Origin of the sequence: Streptomyces melanogenes (assembly GCF_014649795.1) — a bacterium.
GTDB classification, from domain to species: domain Bacteria; phylum Actinomycetota; class Actinomycetes; order Streptomycetales; family Streptomycetaceae; genus Streptomyces; species Streptomyces noboritoensis.
Map to the genome: position 1 here is coordinate 1 of NZ_BMTS01000004.1, position 14,120 is coordinate 14,120.

General features: G+C 65.8%; 5 protein-coding genes and 1 pseudogene. 2 read left to right on the forward strand and 4 right to left on the reverse strand.

Features of this window, described 5'->3' with window-relative positions; translation table 11 throughout:
• Window positions 1-665 precede the first annotated feature (665 nt).
• The 4 genes and pseudogenes from IE252_RS10040 to IE252_RS10055 all read right to left on the reverse strand — a co-directional run.
• Window positions 666-1,370 (reverse strand): annotated as a pseudogene (locus IE252_RS10040) (transposase); the annotation flags it as partial.
• A gap of 103 nt (window positions 1,371-1,473) precedes the next feature.
• On the reverse strand, window positions 1,474-1,977 hold the full coding sequence (locus IE252_RS10045) for a hypothetical protein (RefSeq protein ID WP_190089003.1): 504 nt from the start codon (window positions 1,975-1,977) through the stop codon (window positions 1,474-1,476).
• A gap of 770 nt (window positions 1,978-2,747) precedes the next feature.
• Complete coding sequence (locus tag IE252_RS10050; protein WP_190089004.1) at window positions 2,748-2,966, reverse strand: hypothetical protein; 219 nt, start codon at window positions 2,964-2,966, stop codon at window positions 2,748-2,750.
• A gap of 426 nt (window positions 2,967-3,392) precedes the next feature.
• A complete protein-coding gene (locus IE252_RS10055; protein ID WP_229848182.1) occupies window positions 3,393-9,557 on the reverse strand; it encodes an RHS repeat domain-containing protein in 6,165 nt (2,054 codons plus the stop codon).
• A 1,227-nt stretch (window positions 9,558-10,784) separates the two neighbouring features.
• Between IE252_RS10055 and IE252_RS10060 the strand changes: the two genes are divergently transcribed.
• Together IE252_RS10060 and IE252_RS10065 are read left to right on the forward strand one after the other, a co-directional pair.
• Window positions 10,785-13,010 carry a DNRLRE domain-containing protein gene (locus tag IE252_RS10060; RefSeq protein WP_229848184.1) on the forward strand — a complete coding sequence of 742 codons (2,226 nt, stop codon included), beginning with the start codon at window positions 10,785-10,787 and terminating at the stop codon, window positions 13,008-13,010.
• Between the two features lie 177 nt (window positions 13,011-13,187).
• A complete protein-coding gene (locus tag IE252_RS10065; RefSeq protein ID WP_190089006.1) occupies window positions 13,188-14,099 on the forward strand; it encodes an oxygenase MpaB family protein in 912 nt (303 codons plus the stop codon).
• Window positions 14,100-14,120: the final 21 nt, after the last annotated feature.

A 14,120-nucleotide genomic window follows, 5' to 3' on the forward strand; every position in this document is an offset into this window, starting at 1 on the left:
GTCCAGCACGTCATTGCCTGGTCGCTATGGCGCAGAAGAAGCCAGGCCCAAGCCCGGATCAGCCACTACAAACGCAGAGGACATCACGGAGTGTCGTTGCAGTACTAGTTGACACTGCGTGAGCTGTGGCGCGTTGGGTTGGAGTCTGGCCGTGACGAGGTGAGGCTCCTGGTTTTCGTGCTGGTGTTCTGCATGCACCCGCACCATGTCTGAGAGGTCTCCTGAACCCGACGGCGTGAACTGAACACCCGCTGGCTAAGGCTTGGTTGGTTCCAGCTGCCTGCTCGTGCTCGTACATCTGCGCAAGAACGAGACCTCACTCAGGTAGGGGCCGGGTTCGGTGTGTCCACCACGGCCGCTGGACGGTACATCTGCGAAACTGTGGGGCCTGACGGAGTACGCGCCCGCCAGGTGTAGAGATGTGAAGGTTTCGACTCCACAGGTCGCGGACGGGACAGACGGACCGTTGTGGCTACGGGCGAAGCACGGCGCTATGAGCAGCTGCGGACATGTTTGGCCATGTCCGCTGCCAACGACCTGTCCCCGCGCAAATCGGACTTCAGCTGGGACTCAACCGACCAACGGATGGGCCCAAGGCTTGTCCCGTAAAGATCTTCGGGCGACCGTGATTGGCTGCAGCCCGCTCTGCTCGCCTGTTGGCCAGGGGCGAGGTTGTGCAGGCGGGCGATTCCACTCATCGCGTGATGGACGCCGTCGTCCTTCAAGCGGCAGTCGCGGAGGATCTTCCAGGTCTTCATGCGGGCGAAGGCGTGCTCGACACGGGCGCGGACCTGGCGGTGGGAGGCGTTGTGCTCTTCCTTCCAGGTAGGCAGTTCGTTCTGCCCGCGCTCGCGGCGGTGCGGGGTGATCAGGGCGGTGCCGCGGTAGCCGCCGTCGGCGATCACGGTTGTGCGGTCGGCGGCGTCCTTGGCTCCGGACAGTGCTCACGCTTTGCAGTCGTTGCGGTTTCCGGGTAACGGTCGGCCGACCACGACGACGAGTCGGGTGTCGGCGTCGATGACGACCTGGTGGTTGGTGGAGTAGCGATAGTTCTTCGAATGCTCGGCCACCGTGTGGTTGCGGGTGGGGACCAGGGTTCCGTCCACAATGAGCACGGTGCTCTTGCGGAACCGGCTGCGGGGCTTGAGCGCGAGCAGAGGGTCGGGGTGGCTGATGATGCGGTCAGCCGCGGACTTTGAGACGCCGAACAGTGGTGCGAGCTGTCGCGGCGTCAAGTTGGTGCGCCGGTAAGCCGTGACCAGCAGCACCCGGTTCTCCAGCGGCAGGCTCCACGGCCGGCCTCTTCGGACCGCGTCAGCTCCTTCGTGCCGCAGCTGTGCCACCAGCGTGCCGAAACGGCGGGGGCTCAACCCGGTGAACGGGACTGTTCAGGACGGCTGCGACGCCGTGATCACACCAGTCACGGCGGGAGCCTCACACGGATCCCCCAGGTGCCAGGGTTTAGTCGAGTACCTATCCTGCCCAGATTTCTGGCCCCTGCTTGACGATGACGAGTCCATGAGCTTGGTCGGATGGCCAGAGATCTACCTGATACAGGAAGTGGTCACCGGGGCCCCTATTGGTGTCGCACGGTGGTGGTCCGGTTGGAACGTAGGAGACCCGGACCCGTAGCAGTCCAGCGGGAACAGGCAGGCTCGGCCCGTCGGTGGCATCGGTCCCAGGGCTGGACATGGTGAGCTGCCCAGTTGGGGCGTCGAGGTCGGTTTCCACGATGTGCTCGGCCGTCGGGTCCGTCGTCGGCGCGCAGGCGTGAACGGTGATCGACGACTCGACCATGTCGTCCCGGGCTGTACCGACGGAGATCGAGTGCGGTTCAACGCCGATGCGATGGACGTAGACCGCTTCGTTCGTCCAGCCGGCGGGTGCCAGGTCAGGGTCCGTCGCGTGTTCGGCGATCCACGCGCCATAGGGGTCAAGGTCCTGGACATAGAACTGCCCGTGATCGGCGTCGATCATGAATCTCAGTGAAGCATCGGCCACTAGAACAGACTATCGAGGCTGATGGCGGCTGCTGAGGCGAGTGCTGCCAACTGGTCAGCCCGAGGCAGACCCGGGAGCAGGAGCAGCCTCCTGCAGTATCACCACTTCGACCGCCCAGCCGGTCACGAGCTCCAGGAGCGACACCAGACGTATTCGCGGAACAGCCCTTAGTCAGGGCGCTCCAATTCCCGCCGCCGACAGAGCTATCTGGCTGAGGAGGACCGCAGTAGCGTCAAGCGCCGGGTGGGCGAGGTGCATGGCTTAAATCCAACGCACTATCCCCGTGGTCACACGCCATGCCTTCCTGCGCCAGGAAGCCTCGGCAATCCATTCTCGATCCTTGTCGATGCTTAACCGTGTAACACCTGCTGCGCCGCTGCTATTATCGGCAGGAATTAGATACCCGCACGCGATACGCCAGCCCACCCGCGCGAGCGATATTCCAAGCAGCTTCGCAGCTTCGCGTTGAGAGACCCACTCATCATCTGAGCAAGATACAGGAGGGTTGCTCCAATTCTTCATTACCCGCGGATACGACCGCTCAGTCACTATGCTTCGACCCCACTTCGATCCAAGTGATTTCGCACACGGGAATTCCGTGAGGCGCCGAGAAATGAGAGCGGGTCCCTGCCTTCCGTCTGGTCGATTAAGCTGGAAGGTAGGGGATGCCGTTGGAACAACCAGTCCTTCATTGTTCTTTCGATTTGCAGTGTCGCCAAATCGGCCTTTGGTCTTCGGTTGGAGCACTAGAAGCCATCAATCAATGGGTTTCGGAAGAATTGATCCAGCCCCGCCATTTCAAATATGGAGATCGCGGCTAAAGCGTGAAGATTTCCATCTTCGACAGTCCAGCCCCCCTTGGACTTAAAGGCAAGGCGTCGCGCGTCTGGCATATCCTCCAATTGGGCGCCCCAGAAATTCCCTCGAAACTCCATGTCGTTCGCCTCGGGGAATGAGAATTTCACAAATCGACGCTTGGGGGAGACTGCTCGCCCAGCTGTAAGGCGACAAGGTGCACCACGGACCACGCCATCTACACCTGATCGAATTTGCCTACTCAAGGAATGGTGTGGTGCGGATAGGCCGTAGAACTCGCATAGCGCTTCCCCGTCGAGCGAAATCCTCCAGTCTTCAAGAGTCCCTCCGGTCGCCGACCGTGAGGGGGATTTCGTCGATGCCGAACGCGTCACAGATACGCGGCCGAGCGGAGTCTCCGCGTACGCGCACTCGCTCCCATCCGTGATGGGGGAAATCCAGGCGACAGGGGAAACCTGAAGCTTTCGCTCAAATGAAAATCTCATCCACTTCCCACCTTGATTGCTCTGAGGTGTGGGCTGCGGCCGGTTGCACTGGCCGGAGCCCACACCTCGTCTACATGAGTCACGATCAGGCTATCTCCGCCTGAGCCTATTCCAGGCCTGTCCGAAGTAGTACGTTGCTGGTCCCTGCCCTGTCAGTGCCCTGAAGGCTCCTTGGAATCCTCCTCGAACGCTGTTACTTGCCAGGTAGCCAACACTTTCGGGCCCTGTGGTCTTATGGCCGAAAGCTTTGTCTACAGCTAGGTTCGCTGGCGTTGCAGTCAAAGAACCGATCACCGCGCCAGCGATTACCACGCATGCTAGACCTGCCGTTCCTGCACACGCTGCACCGGCTGCGATCCCTGCGATGAAACCTGAGCCAACACCGATGGCGAATTGGGTCAAATTCCTCGCTCCTATCGCCTGCGCTGCGTCCGCGACACCAGAAACAACCTTTCCTCCGCTACTGTCCCAGGCGTCGCTGAAGTGACCCTTCATCAAGCTGCCGAAGATGCCGTCCTTCTTGCGGCGCTCCGCTTCCGCCTTCTTGCGCGCTGCTTCGGCTGCGGCTCGTTCCTTGGCTCGGGCGGCGTTGCCGCGGTGGCTGCCGTCCCAGCTCTTGCAGTCCGGGTCGTGGTGGCACGCGCGTTGCATGCGCTGCTTGTAGCGGACGTAGTCGGGGGCCAACGTGCCGCCGCGCCCGTGGGTGATCATCTCGTAGTTCTTGCCGTAGCCGGTCGGCCGCGTGCCGCCGTGGGTGCAGGTGTACTGGCCGCTTGCGCATTCCTCCAGTCGCTCACCGGTCGGGTCGGAGAAGGTGACCGGGTTGTTGTTGCTGTAGGCGTAGGCGTTGTGCTGGCGCGGGTCATCGGTGATCAGCAGGGGATCGACCGAGATGAACCTGCCCAGTGCCGCATCGTACTCGCGGGCGCCGAGATGGGTCAGTCCGGTGGGGTCGGTGGTGCCGCCGACGAATCCTCGTGTGCCGGGGAAGGCTCCGGCTTGGGTGGATCGGTCCTGGCCGAAGGGGAGTTGCTTGCGTCGGGTGATGGCGAGCGAGCCGACGGCCACTGCGGTCAGGGCGGTGCCCTGGCGGTCGGAGAAGAGGTAGGAGATGTCGGAGCCGGTGCGGACGGCGACGGTTTCGCTGTTGTGGGTGTAGTAGCGGGTGCCGGCCTTGGACCCGTCCGTGTTGAGCTTGAGCTCGTTGCCCGCGGGGAGGGTGAGGGTGCTGGTGCCGTCGGCGTTCTTGGCGATCAGCCGGTCGTCGTCGGCGTCGTAAAGGTAGCTGGTGGTCTTGCCTGCTTCTGTGAGCGTGGCCAAGTGTCCCTCGGCGTCCCAGGTGAGGTTCTGGGTGTCGGATCCGATCTTCCGCTGGGTGGTGTTGCCCGCCTTGTCGTAGGCGAAGGTGCTGGTCTGGCCGTCGTGCGTGCCGCCCTTGACGTCGGCCTGCTGCACGGCGTGCGGAAGACCTGTCTTGGCGGCCGGCTGCGTGTACGTGGTGACGGCGTCAGAGCCCGCCTGCGTCCCGGTTCCGTGCTCGGTCAGCTTGGTGCGGTTGCCGATCGCGTCGTAGCCGTAGGTCTGCCAGTAGGCGTCCGGACCACCGACCGTGCCCGACGAGGGCGCTGCGGTGCAGTCCGCGGTGGCCGTCCAAGCCTCGGTGAGACGCCCCAGAGCGTCGGAGGTGAAGCATTGGGTGTCTGTGCTCTTCGCGGTGTCCTGGCCGCTGGCGGTGGTGATGCCCGTGACGTTGCCCGACGGGTCGTAGTTGTACGAGGTGTCGTCGATGCGCTGAGGCGCGAGGTCGCGGTCGGTGGTCTGTCGCATCATGCGGCCGGTGAACTCGTCGTAGGCCTGGCTCTTGTAGACCTTCTTGCCCACGTCGCCGAACTCGGTGCGCACCGGACGCGAGTACACGTCGTAGGTGGTGTTGGCGGCGAGGACCACGCCTGCCCGGCTGGTGCGGATGGGCAGGTCGTCGCTGTTGTAGTTGGTCGTCACGCGCTCGGAGGGGATGTCGCCGATCGCGGGGTGAAGCGTCCAGTCCGGCAGGCCCGTCTGGTTGTTGTAGCCGTACGTCCAGGTGTAGGAGCCCGCGAGGCCGCCGGCCGTCGTTGGGATGCTGACCGTCGTGGACGTCGGCTGGTAGCTGTCGGTGAATCCGCCGTTGGCGGTGGTGTATTCGGCGCCGCCGACGTAGCGGGTGCTGCTGGTCAACTGCCCCTTTGCAACCGTGTCGTAGGTCCATGTCGCCAGAGTGGTCGCGCCCTGCTTCAGTTCAATCTTGCGGCCGAGCTTGTCGTAACCGCTGGTGAGCGTGACGCCGCGGGCGTCCGTGCTGCTCACGGCCCGGTCTGCCTTGTCGTACGAGACGGTGGACAAGCCCTTGTCCGGGTCATCGGCTTTGATCTGCCGGCCGCGTGCGTCGAAGCTGAACGTCCACTCGTTTCCGGCGGGATCAGTGATCTTCTCCGGCTGGTCCTGCTTGCCGTAGGTGTAGGTGGTCGTCTGGGAGGCGGAGCGGTCTGCGTTGGTGTACTGGATGCGCTCGGTGGTACGGCCGAGAGCATCCGTGACCGTCGTGCCTGCAGTGCCGCCCAACGGCGGGATCACGGTGGTGCGATCGCCGTCGTAGGCGGTCTTGGTGCGCCACTGCTCGTCGCCGAACTTGACCGCGATCGCGTCGGTCACACGCCCGGTTCCGTCGTAGAGATTCTGGGTTGCTGCGGGAACAGTGTTGTCCGCTGCGGCCACCAGGGTCGTCGAGGGGGCGCCCGAGGTGTAGTAGGCGGAGTACGTCTTCCTCGTCCAGCCGCGGGTGTCGTACAGGGTCTCCGTGACGATCCTGTCCTGGGTACCTGTGGCGGGCGACTGGGTCTCACGCTGGCGCAGGAGGCCGTCGTAGATCGTGTACGACGCGGCGTAACTTCCGTCGCGCTTGAGCGTCTTGGACGTCACCGAGCTCGGCATGGTCTGGGAGATGTTGTAGCTGTACTGCGCGGACGGCTGGGTGGCGTGAGCGGCCTTGGCCCAGCCGGGCTTCCACACGTTCAGCACCCGTCCGAGGCCGTCGTAGGTGACGTCGGTCCGCTTGCCGTTGGGGTCGACGGTCCCGGTGGTGACGCCGCGTGCCGGGTCGTGCTCGGTGGTCGTGGTGTGGCCGAGCGCGTTGGTGTCGGTGCTCGATGTGGGCGCTTCGCCGGTCTTCGGGGTGTAGGCGGTGGTGGTCGTGTTGCCGAGGGCGTCGGCTTCGGTCAGCACGCGGCCGTACTGGTCATAGGTTCGGGTCTTGGTGGTGAGGTAGCCGGTGCCGGTGTCGTCCTGCTCGTCCAGGCGGGTGACGTCGCCCGCGGTGGGCGCGGCGGTGAGCGAGCCGGCGCCGTCGTAGAAGTTCCGCTTGGTGGCGATCAGGTCGTCGGGCAGGGACGGCGTGGTGTCACAGGCGACGGCGACGGTCTGGGTTTCGGCGATGAGGTCGAGGATGTTCGCCGATGTGTTCTTCGCGTAGGTAGTGGTCGTGCATTCCTCATCGCCGCTCTTGGTGGTGTCGCCGAGCCGCGATTCGGTCAGGATCTGGCCGTTGCCGTCGAAGGTCCGATCGGTCTCGGTGGTGCGCCAGCCCGAGCCCACCAGGGTGCGGGACTTCTCCGAACCGGCGGCGGTGACGTACGCCTTCATCGCCGACAGGCCGGTTCGGGCCTGCGTGGCGGTCGCGGCGGAATGCCACGGAGCGTAGGCCGTGGTGGAGAGCAGCTTGCCGCCGTCACCGTTGAACGTGGCCTCCTCCCGGGCCATGCCGGCGAAGGCCGGATGGTCGGTGGCCGCGACGCCCTCGTGATCCTTGACGTCTGCACCGTCGATGCCGCGGAAGTAGCGGTACTCCCGCAGTGTCCTGGCGTCCGAGCCGGCACCGTTGCGGACCTGGACGCGCCCGTAGCCGCGGCGGCTGCCGTAGGTGAGGTACTTGGACTTGGTGAACTCGTCCTCGTCCTTGCCCCAGGACACGCCGTCGAGGTACGCGTAGTCGGTTTCCTTGGCGGGCGCGCCGCCGGTGTTGTCCTGCTCGAGCACCTGGGTGGCGACGTAGGAGTGGAACCAGTCTAGGTACGGCTCGTAGTTGTCGCCGGGGGAATCCGGCGGTGACCACATGACCGGGTAGCAGCGTCTGGCGTTGGACGAGGGGCTCGGTACGTCCCCTGCCTTGCAGTCGGCGGCGGAGTACGTGATGCCGATGGTGCCGCCGGTCTCGGTGTCGATGCCGTAGACGCGGTAGCGGATCATCTGGGGCACCGGGTCGGCGTTGCCGCCGGTGGTCGCGCCTTCGACGCGGTTGGCGAGCGGCTGCCCCTTGAATGTGACGGGTGGCAGGGAGGCGTCGCCTGTGCCGGTGTGTCCAGTGCGGGTGATGGAGGCCAGCCACATCGCGCGTGTCGTGCCGTCGTTCGTGGCGGGGAACTGCTGGGTGAGCGCCCAGGAGTCGACAGGCTTGTAGGCGCCGCCGACCAGCACTGATGTGTCGATGGTGGTCAGGCGCATGCGTGTCCAGAAGGAGGGCGAGTACTTGTCCTTGCACTCGGTTCCCGTGGCGCAGTACTGGTCGAACGGGACGTCCGGCCAGTTGGGGGCATGGTTCTTGTCGAAGGTCGCGCAGTCGGTCAGGCACCGCTCGGAGACGCCGAACTCGGCCTTCGCCGCGGCCTTGCCGTAGAAGTCGCCGGCGCGCAGTCCGTATTCGATGCGCTTGAGGTAGCCGCCGCGGTCGTACGCAGTGGCCGTGGAGGCACCGGTGGTGGCGTTGACGTTGCGCCCGTAGGAGTTGGCTTCTTTGGCCCAGTAGTACGTGATGGCATCGCCGTGCGGGTCGATGACGGCGTCCAGGTTCCACCGCCAGGCCTGCTGGCACCAGGAGTCCGCGAACGCAGCGGCGTGGCAGGGCTCGCCGGACTGGTTGCCGTACACCGGCACCGTCCACGTCGAGTTGGTCTCGTCCTTGCCGGCGGCCCAGCCGTTGGGGTGGTTGTACCCGAAGTAGTAGCGGGTCCCGTCGGGCGTGGTCACCCGCCAGTACTCGCCGTCGTTGTCCTTGTTGTTGATGGTGCTGCTGGTTAACTTCTCGATCTGCGTGCCGTCGTCGTTCTGCAGGTGCCATTCCCCGGTCGTGTCGTCCTTGACCAGGGTGTTGGTCTTGCCGCCGAGGTTGAGGACGGCGTTGTCCTTCTTCCAGCACAGGTCGCCGACCTTGGCGGTGGTGTTGCTGCCCGTGGTGTCGTCCACGCAGGAGACGTAGCGGCGCTCGACATACCCCGGATCGAGGGACCAGCCGTCGCCGATCCAGTTGGCCTGGTTGTTGGTGGCCGCGGTCCGGCCGTCGATCGACTGCGAGGAGTACGAGAGATCGAGGTCCGGCTCCAGGCCGCCCGGGACTTCCGGGACCTTGATGTCGTACGTCCAGGAGAAACCGCCGTTGTTGCCGCCCGCCGACCAGGACGCGGACGGCGCCAGCGAGGTCGCCTTGAAGTCACCGGAGGCTCCGGACGGGCCGGCCGTTGCCGCCAGCAGCACCGTGTCCTGTGCCGCCGAGAGGCCGGTGGCCGAGTGCAGGGCTGCGGGCGCCTTCGCCACAGGGGCTTGAGGGTTGGACGCGGTGCCGTCGGGTGCCGGTAGCTCGACGGAGGCAGTCAGCGTGGCGTCCGAGGTGTTGTTGGCGGTCTTCAGGACGCGTCCTGTGCCGCAGTTCTTCGCCACGGGAGTGACCAAAGCGCACCCGGGGAGCTGTCGCAGCGTCAGCCGAGATGCCCAGTCACCACCGTACGCATCTCGGAAACCGGAATAGTCGACCTGCACATCGACGTCGCCCTTCACGCCCTTGGTGGGGCGCACGGCCAGAACGACGCCATCGACGCCCAACTTCTCAGTGGTCGCACGGTCCAGGATCTGGACCTGAGCTTCTGCAAGGCTCCCTGCGGCCGCACCCCGGCTCAGCCGAGCCGGCAGCGAACCCGCCTGGGCCTTAACGGGCTTGGTCAGGTCGGCCTTCGCGATACCGGGCTCAGGCCACGCCACCTTCGGCGGCTTCTTCCACGCATGGCGGGCCGCCTCGTCCGTCCGGGAGTCCGGGCGGGCTTTCACCGCCTTCGTGGGCACTGGATCCGGCTTCTTCAGGCTCAGCAGATTCAACTCCGCCGCAGCCGCGACCGGCCCGCCCAGCAGCCCGGAAAACAATAAGACAGCAAGGAAGACCGAGGTGCTCTGCACCCATCCCCCACTGCGTCTTGCCCTGATTCTCCCACCCCGTGGCATGTGCAGATCCCCACCTAGATTGACAGATAGATCACAGCAATCAAAGGACGATAGCAGTGCACTCACATCACCCTTGATGGAATATCGGATTCAGTGCCTATTTTTAAGCCGCATTCATGGCAGCGACATAAGGGATTCGATCCTGAAGGTCCGGAATGTGCCGCTGTCTTGCGCTCCATACAGGCCACTTTGACCCTTCGGGAGCGGCGACCGCGCGACACGACACCGTAACCACTCGCCCCACCCGCCCCAGGCGATCTAATGTTGAATGTGACCGAATCCGGGAGGGGAATGATCGGCATGGGATATCGGATAGCCCGAGGAAGAAAAAGAGCGCGGGGGGCCGCGCTTTCCGCAGCTATAGTCACCGTCTCCATTGCGGCTCTAATTCCGCAATCCGCTGCAGCCGCACCACGGCAGGCCCACTCTCTGGCCGACTCTAAAACGGCTGATAACGAAGAAACGCGCGCCCTCGCCGAGGCAGCCACGTCCGGTGAGCGGGTGGAACTGCCTTCCCTGCGTACCGAGACGAGGCAAGTGTTCGCCAATCCGTCAGGATCGTTCACCGAGGAGCAGTCCGTCATCGCTCAACGGGTGCGGCAGGGCAACAAGTTGGTGGATATAGACCCGACTCTTCACGCAACGGCAGACGGAAGAATTGTTCCCAAGGCGACGTCGGTAGGGCTGGAGTTCTCCGGCGGTGGGAGCGGTCCGCTGGCTACGATCATCCGTGACGGGCGGAGCATGTCGCTGTCGTGGTCGGCCCCGCTGCCCAAGCCGACCGTTGTGGATGACAGTGTGACCTACCCGGAGGTACTGCCGGGGGTAGATCTGAAACTGCGGGCCGCGTCTACTGGATTCGGCCAGCTGCTTGTGGTCAAGTCTGCTGAAGCAGCAGCCAATCCGGCGCTGAAGAGCCTCACATTCAAGCTCTCCACCAGTGGCGTAAGCGTCTCTGCGGATGAGCACGGCAATCTGCGTGCGCTGAACCCTGCGGGACAAGAGGTCTTCACGGCGCCGGTCCCGCTCATGTGGGATAGCTCCACGTCAACAACGGGCGGCTCGGGCTCCGGCTTCGCATCCAAGCCGGGCGCACGGCTTCCGGCATCGGCAACCGAAACAGCCACCCCGCCAGTGCCGACCGATGAATTCGAACCGGGACACGGGGCCCAGGAGAGTGCGATGCCGCTGACCGTGGCAGGCGACACAGTCACTTTGGCGCCGGACCAGTCGTTGCTGACCGGCAAGAACACTACGTATCCCGTGTACATCGACCCGCCTGTCGACGGCTCCCGCGAGGCGTGGACGATGGCGTACAAGATGTACCCGAACAGCTCCTTCTACAACGGCAAGGGCTGGGGCGGCTCCGGGTCCTCGACCTCCACTGCCCGGGTCGGCTATGAGAACGAGACGAACGGTCTGGCCCGCTCGTTCTTCCAGATGGACACCGACAAGCTGTGGAACACGCGGAAGAGCATCATCAAGTCCACGTTCCGGATCAAGAACACGTGGTCCTGGTCGTGCGAGGACCGCAAGGTGGAAGCCTGGTTCACGGGATCCATCTCGTCCTCGACGACCTGGAACAACCAGCCGTCCTGGGCCCGCTACCTCAATCGTGTCGATGACGCCAAGGGCTGGAGCGCGGACTGCCCGGCCGGCAACCTCGCCTTCGACGTCACCTCGGCGGCCGTCGAGGCCGCCAACCGGCATTTGCCCAACATGACGCTGGGCCTGCGGGCAGCCGATGAGGACGACGTCTACGCATGGAAGAAGCTCGACGTCGGCACAGCACTGCTCAGCACCGACTACGACACCTACCCCAACAAGCCCGGCGGCCTCCACACCCAGCCGGACAGCGGCGCGCAGTGCGGAGCCAACGCGCCGTTCACCATCATCGGCAACACGGACATCACCCTCGGCGGCACCTTCTCCGACCCTGACGGCGGCACGGTCAAAGCGCACTTCGAGCTCTGGCCCACCGGTCACGGCGGCGCCGCCAACGAGGTCAACACCACCGTCGACGTCACCTCCGGACGGGGTGCGAAACTGGTGGTCACCAAGGACAGACTCGCGCAGCTCATGAAGAACGCCGGATTGACCGGCACGACCACCTTCAGCTGGCAGGCCCAGACCCAGTCCGGCCCGCTCAGCAGTCCCTGGGCGAACGAGTGCCACTTCCAGTTCGACGGCACCCGCCCCAGCAACCCGCCCGGCGTCACCTCCAGTCAGTACCCCGACGGGTCGGAGGGCTGGCCCTCCCAGACCGGCCAGGCCCGCACTGAGGGTGCCTTCACCCTCTCCAGCGGCAACGTCGGTGATGTGGCCAAGTACGAGTACTGGAGCGACTGGGATCCCACGGTCCGTACCGCAAGCCCGGCTGCGGTCGGCGGATCGGTGAACATCAAGCTGACTCCGCCATCCGCAGGTGCACACGCACTGGGTGTCCGGAGCCTGGACCGCGCAGGCAACCGCTCGGACGGTACGGCCTACCGCTTCTACGCCAACAGCCCAGCCACCCCCGACAAGCCCGGCGACCTCAACGGCGACGGCACAGCCGACTTCTACGGCGTACGCACCGACGGCGCCCTCTGGCTCTACCCCGGCCAAGGCAACGGATACGCGGGGGCCTCCGCCGTCGCGAGCAACACGGACTTCAGCGGCGCCTCCGTCACCCACCGCGGCGACTGGACGACCGACGGCTTCGAAGACCTCGTCGGCCTCATCCCCAGCGGCGATGGCAAGATCCTCAAGGTCTTCCCCAACAACGGTGTCGGCTACGCCTGCACCGCACGCAATGAACAGGCCGACGGCGCCTCCCGGTCCTGCCTGTACGACCAGCAGCAGCTCGACGTCTACAACCCCGCCGACAACCACTGGTCCAACGCCGACCAGATCCTGGCCATCGGCGACGTCGACGGCCCCCTGGACACCAACGGCGACGGCACCATCGACGTCCCCGGCCACACCGACCTGCTCGTCAAAACCGGCGACCAGCTCTGGCTCTACTACGGCTCCGACAGCTTCTCCCTGGACGAGTACCGCGCCCCCGTACTCATCGGCGACGGCGCCTGGTCGAGCTACGACCTCGCCGCACCGGGCGACCGCACTGGGGATGGCCGCGTCGATGTGATCGCCCGCAGCAAGAGCAACGGCGAGCTCCGTCAGTACCAGGGCACCGGCCCCAACGGGGAGGGGCTCGGGTACGGCCCCGGCGCCACGGTGATCGGCACCAGCTGGACCCCCGCCTATCGGCCCCTGTTCACAGCGGTCCCCGACACGAACGGTGACGGCAAACCCGACCTGTGGTCCACCGGTGGCGACGGCAAGCTCTACTTCTACTCCAACGTCCAAGGCGCCGGCGTCGAAGTCGGCATCGGCGGTTGGAAGAACTTCCAGCAGATCAGCTGACACACGCTCCTGCGTGGGTGAGGGGCAGGCCGCCCCTCACCCACGTGCCTCAGGCGAGGCGCGCCACTCAGCGCACCGAACGGTCCCAGGGTGGTTGCCATCTTCCTCAAGGCGGGAACATGGTTGGGTGCCCGCCAGGAACCTCGTCAAACTGGCCCCCACAGGAGGTGGCCGCGCATGCCCGAACCCAGCCCGCTGCTCACCGCGCCCGACCCCGGCTACTTCGGCCCCCAGTCGGTGACCTGGCAGATGCACGGGGATCCGATCATGTGGGTCGCCGGGGTGCGGGCGCTGTATCTTCAGGCGCTGCATCCGCGGGCCGTGCGCGGGGTCGTGCAGAACAGTGACTTCCGCAAGGACACCTGGGGGCGGCTGCTGCGCACCGCGCGGTTCGTGGCGACCATCTCGTACGGGACGAAGGACGAGGCGGAGCGGGCCGGTGCGCGGGTGCGGCGCATTCACGGGTTCCTGAAGGGCGACGACCCCGTGACGGGGGAGCCGTTCCGGATAGACGATCCCGCGCTGCTGCTCTGGGTGCACTGCGCGGAGGTCGACAGCTATCTGCACGTCGCGCGCCGCTCGGGATACCCGGTCAGCGACGCGCAGGCCGACCGCTATGTGGACGAGCAGCGCGCGGCCGCGCGGCTCATCGGGCTCGACCCGGCCGTCGTCCCGGCGTCCACCGCGCAGCTCGCCGCCTACTTCGTGGACGTACGGCCCGAGCTCGCCGCCGGTGCCGACGCGCGCGACGTCGACGCGTTCCTGCGGCGGCCGCCCGTGCCCCGGCTGCTGGCACCGGCGCGTGCGCTGCTGTGGCGGCGCGTGGCGCGGCTCGCCTACGACGCGCTGCCCCCGTACGCCCACGAGTTGTACGGGCGGCCCGCGCCCGGGCCGGACGAGGTCACCCGGCGGCTCGTCCGCGCCGGGCGGCTGCTGCGGCTCATTCCGGCGACCGTGCGCTGGCAGCTGCCCCCGAAGCACATCCTGCGCGCGGTCGCCCGGATGGGGGCGGGAACGCGCCCGTCGCCGTACACACTCCGCAGACAGGCGGCCATACTGGAGGCAGCCGGGGAGGGCGCAGCTCAGTGACGTGACGGGGGCGACATCGCG